The sequence below is a fragment of the Streptomyces sp. NPDC038135 genome (assembly GCF_055601245.1).
On sequence record NZ_JBVJXS010000006.1, the window covers coordinates 1 to 15,893 of the forward strand.

General features: G+C 71.1%; 14 protein-coding genes, 1 rRNA gene and 1 riboswitch. Of the genes, 12 read left to right on the forward strand and 3 right to left on the reverse strand.

The genetic code is table 11. The annotated features are described in order from the left end of the window. From rrf to ACZ7JA_RS17560, 11 genes are all read left to right on the forward strand, one after another. A 5S ribosomal RNA gene (gene rrf / locus ACZ7JA_RS17510) occupies nt 1-95 on the forward strand; the annotation flags it as partial. A gap of 109 nt (nt 96-204) precedes the next feature. After that, nucleotides 205-813: a CDP-alcohol phosphatidyltransferase family protein gene (locus tag ACZ7JA_RS17515; protein WP_143629363.1), complete on the forward strand. Its 609-nt coding sequence runs from the start codon at nt 205-207 to the stop codon at nt 811-813. 114 nt (nt 814-927) lie between these two features. Beyond that, the gene (locus ACZ7JA_RS17520; RefSeq protein WP_351668862.1) at nt 928-3,423 is read left to right on the forward strand and encodes a mannose-1-phosphate guanyltransferase; all 2,496 of its coding nucleotides are present in this window, start codon (nt 928-930) and stop codon (nt 3,421-3,423) included. A gap of 122 nt (nt 3,424-3,545) precedes the next feature. Then, nucleotides 3,546-4,466: a DUF881 domain-containing protein gene (locus ACZ7JA_RS17525; RefSeq protein WP_351668860.1), complete on the forward strand. Its 921-nt coding sequence runs from the start codon at nt 3,546-3,548 to the stop codon at nt 4,464-4,466. After that, nucleotides 4,463-4,795, forward strand: coding sequence for a small basic family protein (locus tag ACZ7JA_RS17530; protein ID WP_006134295.1), 333 nt, complete (start codon nt 4,463-4,465; stop codon nt 4,793-4,795). Before ACZ7JA_RS17525 ends, ACZ7JA_RS17530 begins: the two co-directional genes overlap by 4 nt. Before the next feature lie 5 nt (nt 4,796-4,800). Further along, nucleotides 4,801-5,706: a DUF881 domain-containing protein gene (locus ACZ7JA_RS17535; RefSeq protein WP_351668857.1), complete on the forward strand. Its 906-nt coding sequence runs from the start codon at nt 4,801-4,803 to the stop codon at nt 5,704-5,706. 190 nt (nt 5,707-5,896) lie between these two features. Beyond that, on the forward strand, nt 5,897-6,727 hold the full coding sequence (locus ACZ7JA_RS17540) for an FHA domain-containing protein (RefSeq protein WP_470809030.1): 831 nt from the start codon (nt 5,897-5,899) through the stop codon (nt 6,725-6,727). Between the two features lie 38 nt (nt 6,728-6,765). Next, a complete protein-coding gene (ftsR, locus tag ACZ7JA_RS17545; RefSeq protein ID WP_351668853.1) occupies nt 6,766-7,500 on the forward strand; it encodes a transcriptional regulator FtsR in 735 nt (244 codons plus the stop codon). Between the two features lie 86 nt (nt 7,501-7,586). Continuing rightward, nucleotides 7,587-8,060 carry a bifunctional nuclease family protein gene (locus ACZ7JA_RS17550; protein WP_026253112.1) on the forward strand — a complete coding sequence of 158 codons (474 nt, stop codon included), beginning with the start codon at nt 7,587-7,589 and terminating at the stop codon, nt 8,058-8,060. A 266-nt stretch (nt 8,061-8,326) separates the two neighbouring features. Next, on the forward strand, nt 8,327-9,010 hold the full coding sequence (locus ACZ7JA_RS17555) for a MerR family transcriptional regulator (RefSeq protein ID WP_351668851.1): 684 nt from the start codon (nt 8,327-8,329) through the stop codon (nt 9,008-9,010). Between the two features lie 77 nt (nt 9,011-9,087). After that, nucleotides 9,088-10,491, forward strand: a complete 1,404-nt coding sequence (locus ACZ7JA_RS17560; protein ID WP_470809033.1) for a DNA polymerase IV — start codon at nt 9,088-9,090, stop codon at nt 10,489-10,491. Nucleotides 10,492-10,573: 82 nt separating this feature from the next. On the opposite strand, the gene ACZ7JA_RS17565 is transcribed toward ACZ7JA_RS17560, so the two are convergent. Next, the gene (locus ACZ7JA_RS17565) at nt 10,574-10,945 is read right to left on the reverse strand and encodes a PRC-barrel domain-containing protein (protein WP_351668847.1); all 372 of its coding nucleotides are present in this window, start codon (nt 10,943-10,945) and stop codon (nt 10,574-10,576) included. A gap of 119 nt (nt 10,946-11,064) precedes the next feature. Then, nucleotides 11,065-11,159, forward strand: a riboswitch (glycine riboswitch). A gap of 174 nt (nt 11,160-11,333) precedes the next feature. Between ACZ7JA_RS17565 and gcvP the strand changes: the two genes are divergently transcribed. After that, on the forward strand, nt 11,334-14,219 hold the full coding sequence (gene gcvP / locus ACZ7JA_RS17570) for an aminomethyl-transferring glycine dehydrogenase (protein WP_470809036.1): 2,886 nt from the start codon (nt 11,334-11,336) through the stop codon (nt 14,217-14,219). A 62-nt stretch (nt 14,220-14,281) separates the two neighbouring features. Here gcvP and ACZ7JA_RS17575 read toward each other — a convergent pair whose 3' ends face one another. Then, on the reverse strand, nt 14,282-14,701 hold the full coding sequence (locus ACZ7JA_RS17575; RefSeq protein WP_389449693.1) for a TOBE domain-containing protein: 420 nt from the start codon (nt 14,699-14,701) through the stop codon (nt 14,282-14,284). A gap of 28 nt (nt 14,702-14,729) precedes the next feature. Then, complete coding sequence (locus ACZ7JA_RS17580) at nt 14,730-15,875, reverse strand: ABC transporter ATP-binding protein (RefSeq protein WP_389297931.1); 1,146 nt, start codon at nt 15,873-15,875, stop codon at nt 14,730-14,732. Nucleotides 15,876-15,893: the final 18 nt, after the last annotated feature.

Sequence of the window (15,893 nt, forward strand, 5' to 3'; positions counted from 1 at the left end):
AAACGCCCGGTTACATTCCGAACCCGGAAGCTAAGCCTCACAGCGCCGATGGTACTGCAGGGGGGACCCTGTGGGAGAGTAGGACGCCGCCGAACTCCTTTTACAGCTCCGGCTCTTGGGCACTGCCCAGGAGCCGGAGCTTTTTTGCGTTGGGGTAGGGTCGGGGAGCATCGTTTCGCTCCTTACAGCACAGGAGGCCCCCGGGTGGAGGTCCAGGAGACCCGTGTCCAGACGGACCGGGTGCTCACCATCCCCAACATCCTCAGCATGGCTCGGCTCGCCGGCGTACCGCTCTTCCTGTGGCTCATCCTCAGGCCCGAGTTCGGCGGCCCCAAGAGCGACGGCTGGGCCCTTCTTGTGCTGGCACTGAGCGGCATCAGCGACTACCTGGACGGAAAGCTCGCCAGGCGCTGGAACCAGATCAGCAACCTCGGCCGGCTGCTCGACCCCGCGGCCGACCGCCTGTACGTCCTCTCGACGCTTCTGGGCCTCACCTGGCGGGAGATCCTGCCGCTGTGGCTCACCGCCCTGCTGCTCGCACGAGAGCTCGTCCTGCTGGTGATGGTGGGCATCCTGCGGCGGCACGGCTATCCGCCGCCCCAGGTGAACTTCCTGGGGAAGGCCGCCACCTTCAACCTGATGTACGCGTTCCCGCTCCTGCTGCTCAGCGACGGAAACGGATGGATCGCGTCACTGGCCGCAGTTTTCGGATGGGCGTTCGCGGGTTGGGGTACAACCCTCTATTGGTGGGCAGGAGTGCTCTACGTGGTACAAGTCCGCCGCCTCGTCCGCGCGGACGCCACGGCCGATTGAGCCCCGTCTCTTGTCCGGACAAAGTGGTCCGATGGCCCGCCGCCCTGAAGTGCGGGACAATCTGGACGGGTGAAGTCGGCTAGACCGTCGTCTCTTTAGGAGGACGCTTCCGACATGAAGGCCGTCGTGATGGCCGGTGGCGAAGGCACTCGCCTTCGCCCTATGACCTCCAGCATGCCCAAGCCGCTCCTGCCTGTGGCCAACCGCCCGATCATGGAGCATGTGCTGAGGCTGCTCAAAAGGCATGGGCTCAACGAGACCGTTGTCACCGTGCAGTTCCTGGCATCGCTCGTCAAGAACTACTTCGGCGACGGCGAAGAGCTCGGAATGGAGCTCACCTATGCCAACGAGGAGAAGCCGCTCGGTACCGCCGGAAGCGTCAAGAACGCGGAAGAGGCGTTGAAGGACGACGCCTTCCTCGTCATCTCCGGTGACGCCCTGACGGACTTCGACCTCACGGACCTGATCAATTTCCACAAGGAGAAGGGCGCACTGGTCACCGTTTGCCTGACCCGGGTGCCCAATCCGCTGGAGTTCGGCATCACCATCGTCGACGAGGAAGGCAAGGTCGAGCGTTTCCTCGAGAAGCCGACCTGGGGCCAGGTCTTCTCCGACACGGTGAACACAGGCATCTACGTCATGGAGCCCGAGGTCTTCGACTACGTCGAGGCCGACGTCTCCGTCGACTGGTCCGGCGACGTCTTCCCGCAGCTCATGAAGGAAGGCAAGCCGATCTACGGCTATGTCGCCGAGGGCTACTGGGAGGACGTCGGCACCCACGAGAGCTACGTCAAGGCGCAGGCCGACGTCCTCGAGGGCAAGGTCAACGTCGACATCGACGGGTTCGAGATCTCCCCGGGCGTCTGGGTGGCCGAGGGCGCCGAGGTGCATCCCGACGCGGTGCTCCGCGGCCCGCTCTACATCGGCGACTACGCCAAGGTGGAGGCCGGCGCCGAGATCCGCGAGCACACGGTCGTCGGTTCCAACGTCGTCGTGAAGAGCGGCGCCTTCCTGCACCGGGCCGTCGTGCACGACAACGTGTACATCGGCCAGCACAGCAATCTGCGCGGTTGTGTCGTCGGCAAGAACACCGACATCATGCGAGCCGCCCGGATCGAGGACGGCGCGGTCATCGGCGACGAGTGCCTGATCGGTGAAGAATCGATCGTCCAGGGCAATGTGCGGGTCTACCCGTTCAAGACCATCGAGGCCGGCGCCTTCGTCAACACCTCGGTGATCTGGGAGTCCAGGGGGCAGGCCAACCTGTTCGGGGCCCGCGGTGTCTCGGGCATTCTCAACGTCGAGATCACCCCCGAGCTGGCCGTACGGCTCGCCGGCGCCTACGCGACCACCCTGAAGAAGGGGGCCACGGTCACCACGGCCCGTGACCACTCCCGAGGCGCCCGCGCACTCAAGCGAGCGGTGATCTCCGCGCTCCAGGCCAGCGCCATCGACGTACGGGACCTGGAGAACGTCCCGCTGCCCGTGGCCCGGCAGCAGACCGCGCGCGGCAGCGCCGGCGGCATCATGATCCGGACCTCGCCGGGTGTGCCGGACTCCGTCGACATCATGTTCTTCGACGGACAGGGCGCGGACCTGTCGCAGGGCGGCCAGCGCAAGCTGGACCGCGTGTTCGCAAGGCAGGAGTACCGCCGGGCGTTCCCCGGTGAGATCGGCGACCTGTACTTCCCGGCCAGCGTCTTCGACTCGTACACCGGGTCGCTGCTGAGGAACGTCGACATCACCGGGATAGCGGAATCGGGCCTCAAGGTCGTCGTGGACGCGTCCAACGGCAGCGCCGGTCTCGTGCTGCCCAGCCTCCTCGGCAAGCTCGGCGTGGACTCGCTGACGATCAATCCCGGTCTCGACGAGTCCCGTCCGACGGAGACCGAGGAGATGCGGCGCAAGGGCCTGGTGCGTCTCGGTGAGATCGTGGCGTCCTCCGGGGCCGCGTTCGGTGTGCGGTTCGACCCCGTCGGCGAGCGGCTGTCGCTCGTGGACGAGAAGGGCCGGATCATCGAGGACGACCGGGCGCTGCTCGTCATGCTGGACCTGGTCGCCGCGGAACGCCGCAGCGGCCGGGTGGCGCTGCCGGTGACCACGACCAGGATCGCCGAGCAGGTGGCCGCCTACCACGGCACCCAGGTCGAGTGGACCACCACCTCTCCGGACGACCTCACGCGCGTGGGAGGCGAAGAGGGCACCATCTTCGGTGGTGACGGCAAGGGCGGGTTCATCGTCCCCGAGTTCAGCAGCGTCTACGACGGCACGGCCGCCTTCGTACGGCTGATCGGGCTGGTGGCCCGTACGCAGCTCACGCTGAGCCAGATCGACGCGCGGATCCCGCGGGCGCACGTCCTCAAGCGGGACCTGGCGACGCCGTGGGCCGTCAAGGGCCTCGTCATGCGGCGGGTCGTCGAGGCGGCCGGGGACCGGTCCGTCGACACGACCGACGGTGTGCGGGTCGTGGAGACCGACGGGCGCTGGGTGATGGTGCTGCCCGACCCGGCCGAGGCCGTCACCCACCTGTGGGCCGAGGGGCCGGACGACGCCTCGGCGCAGGCCCTGCTGGACGAGTGGGCGGCCGTGGTGGACAGCGCCGGGCGGTAGGACCGGCGGCTCCGGACGGCGAAAGCCACCGCACGCGCGCGTGCCGGACAGGTGTCCCCGAGGGGGCCTGTCCGGCACGCGCGCGTGGGGCCGTTCGGAGGTACTGCTCGCGACATGCGACGATGTGCGGCATGCCGCAGCAATCCCCCGTTCGGAGCAGCCCTCCGCGGCCGTCGCGCCCGGACGCGTCCATGTCGCTGATCACCAACGTCATGGACCACAGCCTCGACGACGGCTACGCGGAGGCGGCCGCCCGGCGGGAGGCGCAGGGTGAGGCCGGCGGGCTGCCGAAGACGCTCCGCGCGAAGCTGGGCCTGGCGGCGGGCCTGGTCCTCGCCGCGCTGGTGGTCACCGTCGGAGCGGCGCAGGCGAGGATCGCGGCCCCCGTGGTGGCCAAGGAGCGCCAGGAGCTCATCGACCGCATCGACAAGGAGACCGCGGACGCGGACCGGCTCGAGAGCGACGTCGACAAACTGCGCGACGACGTCGACACGCGCCGGCGGGCGGCATTGCGACGCAGCGGCGGGGGCTCCGAGGCCGATCTTATGGGTGTGCTGTCGGGCGCGACCGCGGTGCACGGCCCCGGCGTCAGGCTGGTGGTGAACGACGCCAAGGAGGCCAGCGCCGGCGGCGACGGCTCCAATCCGCGCGAGACCTCCGGCTTCTCCGACACCGGCCGGGTGCGCGACCGCGACATGCAGCGGGTGGTGAACGGGCTGTGGGCCTCTGGGGCCGAGGCCGTCTCCATCAACGGCCAGCGGCTGACGGCCCTGTCCGCGATCCGCGCCGCCGGTGACGCGATACTGGTCGACAACAGGCCGCTGGTGCCGCCGTACACGGTGCTGGCGGTGGGGGACGGGCAGAAGCTGAGCACCAGGTTCCAGGACAGCGCCGACGGGCTGTATCTGCACGCCCTGGAGGAGAACTTCGGCATCCGGGCCACCATCTCCACCGAGGGGGACGTCCGCCTGCCCGCCGCACCGAGTGTGACCGTACGCACAGCACAGCCGAACGCCGATAAGACTGAGAAGGGCACATCGTGATCGCCGTACTGGGCCTCATCGTGGGAGTCGTGGCCGGCCTGTTGGTCCGGCCGGAGGTTCCGGCGGTCGTCGAGCCTTATCTGCCGATCGCCGTCGTGGCCGCGCTCGACGCGGTGTTCGGCGGTCTGCGGGCCATGCTCGACGGCATCTTCGACGACAAGGTCTTCGTGGTGTCGTTCCTGTCCAACGTGGTGGTGGCCGCGCTGATCGTCTTCCTGGGCGACAAGCTGGGCGTCGGCGCGCAGTTGTCCACCGGTGTCGTGGTCGTCCTCGGCATCCGCATCTTCTCCAACGCCGCGGCGATCCGGCGACACGTCTTCCGGGCTTGAGAGCGATGAGCAACCAGGACGAGCAGCCGGAGAACAGGCTGCGCAAGGAACTGCCCGACGAGGTCCCTGCCCCGGCCGCCCGGCCGGAGCGCACGCCGACCGGTCCGGAGCGGGCCCCCGTGGGCCCGGAGCGGACGCCCGACGGGCCGAGGACGCCCGCCGAGGGAGCCGGGAGCGCCGAACCCCCGCTCACCGGCCGCCAGCGGCTGATCAAGGGGGTGTGGCCGCCGCGCCTCACCCGGGCCCAACTCATCGTCGCCGTGCTGCTGTTCGGTCTCGGCTTCGGTCTGGCCGTGCAGGTGGCGTCGAACAGCGACAGCGACAGCGCGCTGCGCGGGGCACGTCAGGAAGACCTCGTTCGCATCCTCGATGAACTGGACGACCGTACTCAGCGTCTTGAGGACGAGAAGCAGGGACTCGACAAGCAGCGTCAGGAGCTGCAGAGCAGTTCCGACCAGGCGGCCGAGGCGCGCCGGCAGACGGCCGAGAAGGAGAAGCAACTCGGCATTCTGGCGGGCACCGTGGCGGCGCAGGGTCCCGGCATCACCATGACGATCGAGGACCCGAAGGGGACGGTCAAGGCGGACATGCTGCTCGACGCGATCCAGGAGCTGCGCGCGGCCGGCGCGGAGGCGATCCAGGTGAACGGCGTGCGCGTGATCGCGAGCACCTACTTCACGGACTCCGGCAAGAGCGTGAGCGTCGACGGGAACAAGATCAACGCACCGTATCGTTTCCAGGTCATCGGCAAGTCGCAGGATCTCGAACCGGCTCTGAACATTCCGGGAGGCGTGGTGCAGACTCTGGAGAAGGAGCAGGCCACGGTGACCGTCGAGCGGTCGGACAAGATCGTCGTGGACGCCTTGCGACAGGTGAAGCAGCCTGACTACGCTCGGTCGTCCTCCCAGTGAACCGGTGGTGCATGGGGGGCGTCCGGCAGGGGCATGAGGTTGCGGGGGGTCGGCGCACCGAAGAAGTGGCGCGTGGTGGAAACTGTCTGGTGGATACGGACGTTGTGAGGATGTCCGGGTCGACCGGTGTAGGCAATCAGGGTTCGTCCTGCCCCACGGGCGGGTCTGTTTCGGTCAAGGGGAATCGCCCGTGAAGTTGTTTGCGAAGTTGTTCGGCAAGAGCGCGCGAGAGGGCGGCGACAACGCGACCGCTCGTCATCGTGCCCAGCCTGACGCAGAGGGCCAGCGCCCGCTGTTCCGCGACCAGGTCGCTGGTCCGGGCGGTGACATTTCCGGAGGCCAGGGCGCGGCGTCTGTTGACCCTGCCCAGTCCGGCGGCATAGGTTTCGGGCAACCGTCACCCTCAAGTGCGGGTGGAGGGTTTGCCTCCGACCCCTATGCGCCCAACGCCCCCGCGGGGCAACCGCGGCAGGAGGATCCGTCCATGTCCGTCCTGGTGTGTACGAGGTGCGGTAACCGCAACGCGGAGAACGCCCGCTTCTGCTCCAACTGCGGTGCGCCGCTGCGGCCCGGTGTGGCGGCGGAGCGTCCCTCGGAGACCACGTCCACGATCTCCATCTCCGGCATCGAGGCCTACGACGCCGAAGTGACCGGGCAGACGCAGGTGCCGATGCTCTCGCCCGAGGCGCAGGCCGCGGTCGACGCGCTGCCGCTGGGCTCGGCGCTGCTGGTGGTGCGCCGGGGGCCGAACTCGGGCAGCCGCTTCCTGCTGGACAGCGACCTGACCACGGCCGGCCGGCACCCGCAGAGCGACATCTTCCTGGACGACGTCACGGTCTCCCGCCGGCACGTGGAGTTCCGGCGCTCCCCGGACGGCTCGTTCACGGTCGCCGACGTGGGCAGCCTGAACGGCACGTACGTCAACCGCGAGCGGATCGACCAGGTGCCTCTGTCGAACGGCGACGAGGTGCAGATCGGCAAGTACCGGCTGGTCTTCTACGCGAGCCGGCAGGGCATCTGACCCCTGGACTTCCGTCCGGGGGAACCCAGGGAAGGTCCATGCTGCACACACCGAGCGGCGGTGCCCGAAGCGGTACCGCCGCCACGGACGGGCTGATGAGCATCGGCGCGGTGCTGAACGCGCTGCGTGACGAGTTCCCCGACGTCACCATCTCCAAGATCCGCTTCCTGGAGGCAGAGGGGCTCGTCGAGCCGCGGCGGACGCCGTCGGGGTACCGCAAGTTCGGTCCCGGGGACGTCGAGCGCCTCGCGCACGTCCTGCGGATGCAGCGGGACCACTATCTGCCGCTCAAGGTGATCCGTGAGCACCTGGACGCCATGGAGCGCGGCGAGGCCGTGCAGCTGCCCGTGGTGGGGCGCCAGCGCACCGGGGACGACCCGCCGGAGCCGTCCGAGCGGCCCACGGTGGCCCGTGTCGGACGGGCCGAGCTGCTCGCGGCGGCCGGCATCGGCGAGGACGACCTCGCGGAGTGGCAGTCGTACGGGCTGATCGCTCCACTGGAGGACGGGGTGTACGACGCGGCGGCCGTCACCGTGGCCTCGCTCGTGGCCGAGCTGGGGCGGTTCGGGATCGAGCCGCGCCATCTGCGGGTGATGAAGGCAGCGGCCGACCGGGAGGCGGGCCTGGTGGACCAGGTGGTGGCCCCGCTGAAACGCCACCGCAACCCGCAGACCAGGGCTCACGCCGAGGCCCGCGCGAAGGAGCTGGCGGCGCTCACGACACGGCTGCACGCGGCGCTGGTGCAGAGTGCTCTCGGAGTGCGGCTGCCCTGAACGGCGGGGCGTCCCGCGCGGCCGGATCGGGCACCTGTTCCCGGCCCGACTACCCAAAGGTCCCGAGCACGGCCTAGGGTTGCTGTGTGAACGAGCTCGATGTCGTAGGTGTCCGGGTCGAAATGCCCTCCAACCAACCGATCGTGCTCCTGCGCGAAGTGGGGGGCGACCGTTACCTCCCCATCTGGATCGGGCCGGGGGAGGCCACGGCGATCGCCTTCGCCCAGCAGGGCATGGCCCCCGCGCGGCCGCTGACCCACGACCTGTTCAAGGACGTGCTGGAGGCCGTCGGCCAGGAGCTGACCGAAGTGCGCATCACGGATCTGCGTGAGGGCGTCTTCTACGCGGAGCTGGTCTTCGCCAGCGGGGTCGAGGTGAGCGCCCGTCCCTCCGACGCCATAGCGCTGGCCCTGCGCACCGGGACGCCGATCTACGGCAGCGACACGGTGCTGGACGACGCCGGCATCGCGATCCCGGACGAGCAGGAGGACGAGGTGGAGAAGTTCCGCGAGTTCCTCGACCAGATCTCGCCCGAGGACTTCGGCACCAGCAGCCAGTGAGGCGCGAGCGGTTCCGGGCCCCGCTAGCGGCTCTGTGCCCCGGGGCGGTGGCGCGGGTGGGTCGTGCAGTGTCGTGGCAATTGCCACCGGCCATCCAGAGCGTCACGCGGTCTTCCGCGAGAGCATTCGGCTAGCCTTTCCCCGCGGTGGGGCACGAGAAACCACTCTTAGGGTGATTATCACCCGGCGTGGCGAGTGTGGCGATCGTTGACGCACCCCTGGTGACTGCCTACCGTCGAGAGGGCAGTTCAAGGACGGAGGTCGGCGTGAGAACGAGCGGCGACGGTACGGCTGGGGGTGCCCCCGGACGCGGTTTCGGGGAGAGCGGTCCGTACTCTCCCCCGAGTTCCCAGCCGCGTTCCAGTGGGCAGTACGCATATCCCGGCGGCGCGGTCGACCACGCCCCACAGCGGCCGACGGCGGTGCCGGACGGCGGAGGGGTGGCGTCCATGGCGTCCGAGGAGATCGGCTACCGGGGTCCCACGGCATGTGCGGCCGCCGGCATCACATACCGGCAACTGGACTACTGGGCCCGCACCGGACTGGTCGAGCCGAGCGTGCGGCCCGCGTACGGTTCGGGCACGCAGCGCCTCTACAGCTTCCGGGACGTGGTCGTCCTCAAGATCGTGAAGCGGTTCCTCGACACCGGGGTCTCGCTGCAGAACATCCGCACGGCCGTGCAGCACCTCCGGGAGCGCGGGTTCCAGGACCTGGAGCGCATGACCCTCATGAGCGACGGCGCCACCGTCTACGAGTGCACCTCGCCGGACGAGGTGCACGCCCTGCTCCAGGGCGGCCAGGGCGTGTTCGGGATCGCCGTCGGCGTGGTCTGGCGGGACGTGGAGAGCGCGCTCTCCCAGCTGCACGGTGAGCGTGTCGACACGGGGGAGACCCTGGTCGGTCACAACCCGGCCGACGAGCTGGCGCGGCGCCGCAACCGGGCCGTCTGACCGCGCCCCGCTGATCCGCGCCGCACCGCGCGGGCCGTGCGCCCGCGTTGTCAGTGGTGTGGTGCAGCATCGGAGGTGTGAGAAACGCGCCCACGATCCTGCATCTCGACATGGATGCCTTCTACGCCTCCGTGGAGCAGGCGTCCAAGCCGAGCCTGCGGGGCAAGGCCGTGGTCGTGGGCGGGCTGGGACCGCGCGGGGTGGTGGCCACCGCCTCGTACGAGGCGCGGGTGTTCGGGGTGCACTCGGCGATGCCGATGGCCCAGGCGCGCCGGCTGGCGCCGAACGCCGCGTACCTGGTGCCCCGCTTCAATCTGTACCGGTCCGTGAGCGAGCAGGTGATGGCGCTGCTGCGGGAGCTGTCGCCGCTGGTGGAGCCGCTGAGCCTGGACGAGGCGTTCGTCGACCTCGAGGCCCGGGAGGCGGCCTGGGACGCGGACTCGGCGCGCCGGGTGGGGACGAAGCTGCGCTGCGACATACGGGCGGTCACCGGGCTCACCGGTTCGGTGGGGCTGGCCGCCTCCAAGATGCTCGCGAAGATCGCCTCGGAGGAGGCCAAGCCCGACGGACTCGTCCTCGTCGAACCCGGCACCGAGCGGGCGCTGCTCGGGCCGATGTCGGTGCGGATCCTGCCCGGGGTGGGACCGGCGACGGGGGACCACCTGCGGCGGGCCGGGATCACCACGGTCGAGGAGCTGGCCGAGGCCGGCGAGGACGAACTCGTACGGCTCCTCGGCAAGGCGCACGGGCACGCGCTGTACGCGATGGCGCTGGCGCGCGACGACCGGCCCGTGGTCGCCGAGCGGGAGGCCAAGTCGGTGTCGGTCGAGGACACCTACGACGTGGACATCCACGACCGGATGAGGGTCGGTCTCGAGGTGCGGCGGCTCGCCGACCGGTGCGTGGGCCGGCTGCGCGGTGCCGGGCTGTCGGGGCGGACCATCGTGCTGAAGGTCCGCCGGTACGACTTCTCGACGCTGACCCGGTCGGAGACGCTCCGAGGGCCCACGGACGACCCCGCCGTGATCCGGGAGGCGGCCGAGCGGCTGCTGGACTCCGTGGACACCACGGGCGGCGTGCGGCTGCTGGGGGTCGGCGTCACCGGGCTCGCCGACTACACCCAGGAGGACCTGTTCGCCCAGGCGGCGCAGCCGTCCGGGGAGGCGCGGTCGCCGGAGGAGGCCGTGACCGAGCCCGTGCCGGAGCGGCCGGAGCCCGGCGAGCGGCAGTGGCGCGCCGGGCAGGACGTGCGGCACGCCGAGCTGGGCCACGGCTGGGTGCAGGGCAGTGGCCTCGGCCGGGTGACCGTGCGCTTCGAGACGCCCCAGTCGGGGCCGGGGCGGGTGCGGACGTTCGGCGTCGGGGATCCCGCGCTGGAGCCGGCGGATCCGCTGCCGCTGGTGTCGGCCCCGGAGCCGTCGCCCGGGGTGCCGGACATGGGGCCGCCGAGCCTTTCGGGCGCTGTCGACGCCGATCCGTAGCGGGTTGCAGGGCCGACCGGGTGCCGGCGCCACCGTGGTGGGGTGCTCCGCCTTCCCCCGCGCGGTGGCCGACGGCGCGGGATCAGGGCTCCTCCGTGCCCGCCAGCTTGCCGAAGTCGTGGTCCGCGAGCGGGGAGGGCGCAGCCACGTCCAGGCCGTAGTGGTGGTAGAGCTGGAGTTCCTGTTCGGGGGAGAGGTGGCGGCCCACGCCGAAGTCGGGTGCGTCCTTGATGAGCGCGCGGTCGAAGGGGACCCGCAGGGCGCCCTCGACGATCTCGCTGGGCTCCAGGGGGACGAAGGCGTCCCGGGAGAACAGACCGGTGCGTATGGCGGCCCACTCCGGCACGCCGGTGGCGTCGTCGAGGTACACCTCGTCGATGGTGCCGATCTTGGTGCCGGTGCGGTCGAACGCCTTGCGGCCGATCAGGTTGCGCGGATCGATGTCGGTCTGCACGGTCCCTCTCCCTCCACGTGGTCGCAACTCATCCGTAAGCACTACGAAAGAGCACAATCAGGGAGGCGGCCACTCGAAGGCCCGGGCGTTGACCTCGCTGGTAGGCTGACAGCGGCTGCTGACCCCGTGCGGGAGAGTCCTCCGACCACCTCGGAGGCGCCGAAGGAGCAAATCCTCCCCGGAATCTCTCAGGCCCACGTACCGCACGGACGAGGTCACTCTGGAAAGCAGGGCGGATGTCGACGGCGTCCGCCCTCACCGACGGTGAAAGCCGGCGCCTTCGGGCCGCCGGTGAAGCTCTCAGGTCGAGATGACAGAGGGGGAGGCCGTCGGGGTATCCGTACCGGGGTGCCCCTCGAAGGTCGTGTCAGACCAGGAGGCCTCCGCAATGACCGCCCATCGCACCCCGCTCTCCGAGCTCGAAGCGGGCATCCCCTTCGAGCAGCGCCACATCGGGCCCGACCAGGAGGCGCGGGCCAAGATGCTCGCGCACGTCGGCTACGGCTCGCTCGACGAGCTGACCGCCGCCGCGGTCCCGGACGTGATCAAGAACGCCGACGCCCTGGACCTGCCGGGCGCCCGCACCGAGGCCGAGGTCCTCGCCGAGCTGCGCTCGCTCGCCGACCGCAACCAGGTCCTCGGCTCCATGATCGGCCTCGGCTACTACGGCACCTTCACCCCGCCGGTCGTCCTGCGCAACGTCATGGAGAACCCCGCCTGGTACACGGCCTACACGCCGTACCAGCCGGAGATCTCCCAGGGCCGGCTCGAGGCTCTGCTGAACTTCCAGACCATGGTCGCCGAGCTCACCGGGCTGCCGACGTCCGGCGCGTCCCTGCTGGACGAGGGCACGGCCGCCGCCGAGGCCATGGCGCTCTCCCGGCGCATGGGCAGGAACAAGAAGGGCCTGTTCCTGATCGACGCGGACGTCCTGCCGCAGACCGTCGCCGTGATCGAGACGCGCGCCGAGCCGACCGGCGTCGAGGTCGTCGTCGCCGACCTCTCCGACGGCATCCCGGCGGAGATCGCCGAGCGCGAGATCAACGGCGTGCTGCTCCAGTACCCGGGCGCCTCCGGCGCCGTCCGCGACATCAAGCCCGTCATCGACCAGGCGCACGGGCTGGGCGCCCTCGTCACCGTCGCGGCCGATCTGCTCGCGCTCACCCTGCTGACCTCGCCGGGCGAGCTGGGCGCCGACATCGCCATCGGCACCACCCAGCGCTTCGGCGTGCCGATGGGCTTCGGCGGGCCGCACGCCGGCTACATGGCGGTGCACGAGAAGTTCGCGCGCAGCCTGCCCGGCCGTCTCGTCGGCGTGTCCGTCGACGCCGACGGGCACAAGGCGTACCGCCTGGCGCTGCAGACCCGTGAGCAGCACATCCGCCGTGAGAAGGCCACCAGCAACATCTGCACCGCCCAGGTGCTGCTCGCCGTGATGGCCGGCATGTACGCCGTCTACCACGGCCCCGAGGGGCTGCGCACCATCGCCCGCCGCACCCACCGCTACGCCACGATCCTCGCCGAAGGCCTGAAGGCCGGCGGCGTCGAGATCGTGCACGGCGCCTACTTCGACACCCTCACCGCGCGCGTGCCCGGCAGGGCCGCCGAGGTCGTGGACGCGGCCCGGGCGGGCGGCGTCAATCTGCGTCTCGTCGACGCCGACCTGGTCTCCCTGGCCTGCGACGAGACCACCAACCGGGCCCAGGTGGAGGCCGTCTTCGCGGCCTTCGGCGTGGACGGCGACATCGAGGCGCTGGACGCGGCGGCCGGCGAGGCCCTGCCCGAGGCCCTGCTGCGCACCGACGACTACCTCACCCACCCGGTCTTCCACGAGCACCGCTCCGAGACCGCGATGCTGCGCTACCTGCGCCGGCTCGCCGACCGTGACTACGCGCTCGACCGCGGCATGATCCCGCTGGGCTCCTGCACCATGAAGCTCAACGCGACCACCGAGATGGAGCCGGTCACCTGGCCCGAGTTCGGGCAGCTGCACCCCTTCGCGCCCGCCGAGCAGGCCGAGGGCTACCTGACGCTCATCCGCGAGCTGGAGGACCGGCTCGCCGAGGTCACCGGCTACGACAAGGTCTCGCTGCAGCCGAACGCCGGATCGCAGGGCGAGCTGGCCGGTCTGCTGGCCGTGCGCGGCTACCACCGCGCCAACGGCGACGAGCAGCGCACCGTCTGCCTGATCCCCTCCTCCGCGCACGGCACCAACGCGGCCAGCGCCGTGATGGCCGGCATGAAGGTCGTCGTCGTCAAGACCGCCGAGGACGGCGAGATCGACGTCGCCGACCTGCGGGCAAAGATCGAGCAGCACCGCGACGAGCTGGCCGTGCTGATGATCACCTACCCGTCGACGCACGGTGTGTTCGAGGAGCACGTCGCCGACATCTGCGCCCAGGTCCACGACGCGGGCGGCCAGGTGTACGTCGACGGCGCCAACCTCAACGCGCTGGTCGGCCTCGCGAAGCCGGGTCACTTCGGCGGCGACGTCTCGCACCTGAACCTGCACAAGACGTTCTGCATCCCGCACGGCGGCGGCGGCCCCGGCGTCGGCCCGGTGGCGGTCCGCTCGCACCTGGCGCCGTACCTGCCGAACCACCCGCTGCAGCCGGCGGCCGGCCCCGAGACCGGTGTGGGCCCCGTCTCCGCCGCGCCGTGGGGCAGCGCGGGCATCCTGCCGATCTCGTGGGCGTACGTCCGCCTGATGGGCGGCGAGGGGCTCAAGCGCGCCACCCAGGTCGCCGTGCTCTCCGCCAACTACGTCGCCAAGCGCCTCGAGCCGCACTACCCGGTGCTCTACAACGGCCCCGGCGGCCTGGTCGCGCACGAGTGCATCATCGACCTGCGCCCGCTGACCAAGGCGACCGGCGTGAGCGTGGACGACGTCGCCAAGCGGCTCATCGACTACGGCTTCCACGCGCCGACCATGTCCTTCCCGGTGGCCGGCACGCTGATGATCGAGCCGACCGAGTCCGAGGACCTGGCGGAGCTGGACCGGTTCTGCGACGCGATGATCGCCATCCGCGCGGAGATCGAGAAGGTCGGCTCCGGAGCCTGGCCGGCGGAGGACAACCCGCTGCGCAACGCCCCGCACACCGCGCGGGCGCTCGGCGCGGACTGGGACCACGCCTACAGCCGCGAGGAGGCCGTCTTCCCGGGCGGTGTCTCGGTGGCGGACAAGTACTGGCCGCCGGTGCGCCGCATCGACCAGGCCTTCGGCGACCGCAACCTGGTGTGCTCCTGCCCGCCGCTGGACGCGTACGAGGACTGAGCGAGCCGTACGTGTGAGCCCCGCCCGTGGACCGGGCGGGGCTCCCGCGTCTCCACGCGCCCTCAGGCCGTGGCCAGCGACACCTCGGTCGCCTTGATCAGGGCGACCACGTCGGAGCCCACGAAGAGGCCGAGGTCCTCGGCCGCGTCCCTGGTGACCACCGCCGTCAGCTCGCCGCCCGCGACGGCGACCTTCGCGGAGGCCATGACCTCGCCCCTGGTGAGGCGGGTGAGCGCGCCGGGGAGCTGGTTGCGGATCGACAGGCCCTCGATCCTGCCGGTGGCCAGGGAGACCTCGGTCGACTTCACCAGGGCGCGGACGGCGGTGCCGGGGGCGAGGGCGAGTTGCTCGGCGGCGTCCCGGGTGATGGCGGCCGTCAGCTCCTGGCCGCCGTCGAGCCGCACCTTGACGATGGCCATGACCTCGCCAGGACGGACCTCGGTCACAGTGCCGGGGAGCTGGTTGCGGATGCTCAGAGTCATGAGCACCCACCGTAGAGCGCCCGCCCGGTCAGGCCGGGTATGCGTGGGTCTGCGTCGCCTTCACCGTCGCCCAGACCGACGCACCCGGGTGCAGGTCCAGCTCGGCGGCGGCGACGGTGGTGAGATCGGCGGCGAGGGGGAGCTCGCCGGTGAGGTCGGCGCGGATCTGGTCGCCGTGGGTCTCCAGGCCCGCGACCTCGCAGGCCCACAGGTTGCGGGCGCTGGCGCCCGAGGGCCGGTCCCTGAAGAGCGTGACGGCGGCCGGCGGGAAGGCCACGAAGACGGGGCCGGACAGGTCCTCCGTGGTGGTCACCGAGGGGCCGGCGTCCAGCCGTACCGCGTGCCCGCCGGCCTGCCCGCGGTAGAGGTTGAGGCCGACCAGCCGGGCGATGTAGTCGGTGCGCGGCCGGCGGGCGATCTCGCCGGGGGTGCCCTGCTGCACGACGTGTCCGTGCTCGACGACGACCAGCCGGTCCGCGAGCACCATGGCGTCCAGCGGGTCGTGCGTGACCAGCACGGCGACGGCCTCGAACTCGGCGAGGTGGCGACGGAGCTGGGCCCGGACGTCCAGGCGGGTGCGGGCGTCCAGCGCGGCGAGCGGTTCGTCCAGGAGCAGCAGCCTCGGCCGGGTGGCCAGGGCGCGGGCGAGCGCGACGCGCTGGGCCTGGCCGCCGGACAGGCGGCGGGGCTTGGCCCCGGCGTGCCCGGCGAGTCCCATGCGGTCCAGCCAGGCGGCCGCCTGCGCGCGTGCCTCGGCCTTGCCGACGCCCTGGCAGCGCGGCCCGAACGCCACGTTGTCCAGGGCGGACAGGTGCGGGAAGAGCAGGTAGTCCTGGAATACGACGCCGACCGGGCGGGACTCCGGCGGGGTGCGCTCCAGTGAGGTGCCGTCCAGCCGCAGGTGGCCGCCGGTGAGCGGGAGCAGTCCGGCGAGGGCGCGCAGGGCGGTGGTCTTGCCGGCGCCGTTCGGGCCGAGCAGGGCGATGACGTCGCCGGGGGCCGCGGTCAGCGCGACGTCGAGCCGGAAGCCCTCCCGGTCCACGACCAGCCGGGCGTCGAGCCCCTGCCCGCCGGGGGCCTCCGGGCCGGTTCCGGCAGCGGGCAGGGGGGCCCGCGCCCCGGTCGGCACCCGCGCGGGACCGGCTTCGGTCCACACCTCGCCGTCCGTGTCCATCTCGCCTTCCCTTCTCAC

Excerpts from the sequence above, each read along its gene's own strand:
- ACZ7JA_RS17520 (WP_351668862.1), top strand. The coding sequence starts at position 928 with ATGAAGGCCGTCGTGATGGCCGGTGGCGAAGGCACTCGCCTTCGCCCT.
- ACZ7JA_RS17525 (WP_351668860.1), top strand. The coding sequence starts at position 3,546 with ATGTGCGGCATGCCGCAGCAATCCCCCGTTCGGAGCAGCCCTCCGCGG.
- ACZ7JA_RS17535 (WP_351668857.1), top strand. The coding sequence starts at position 4,801 with ATGAGCAACCAGGACGAGCAGCCGGAGAACAGGCTGCGCAAGGAACTG.
- ftsR (WP_351668853.1), top strand. The coding sequence starts at position 6,766 with ATGCTGCACACACCGAGCGGCGGTGCCCGAAGCGGTACCGCCGCCACG.
- gcvP (WP_470809036.1), top strand. The coding sequence starts at position 11,334 with ATGACCGCCCATCGCACCCCGCTCTCCGAGCTCGAAGCGGGCATCCCC.
- ACZ7JA_RS17575 (WP_389449693.1), bottom strand. The coding sequence starts at position 14,701 with ATGACTCTGAGCATCCGCAACCAGCTCCCCGGCACTGTGACCGAGGTC.
- ACZ7JA_RS17580 (WP_389297931.1), bottom strand. The coding sequence starts at position 15,875 with ATGGACACGGACGGCGAGGTGTGGACCGAAGCCGGTCCCGCGCGGGTG.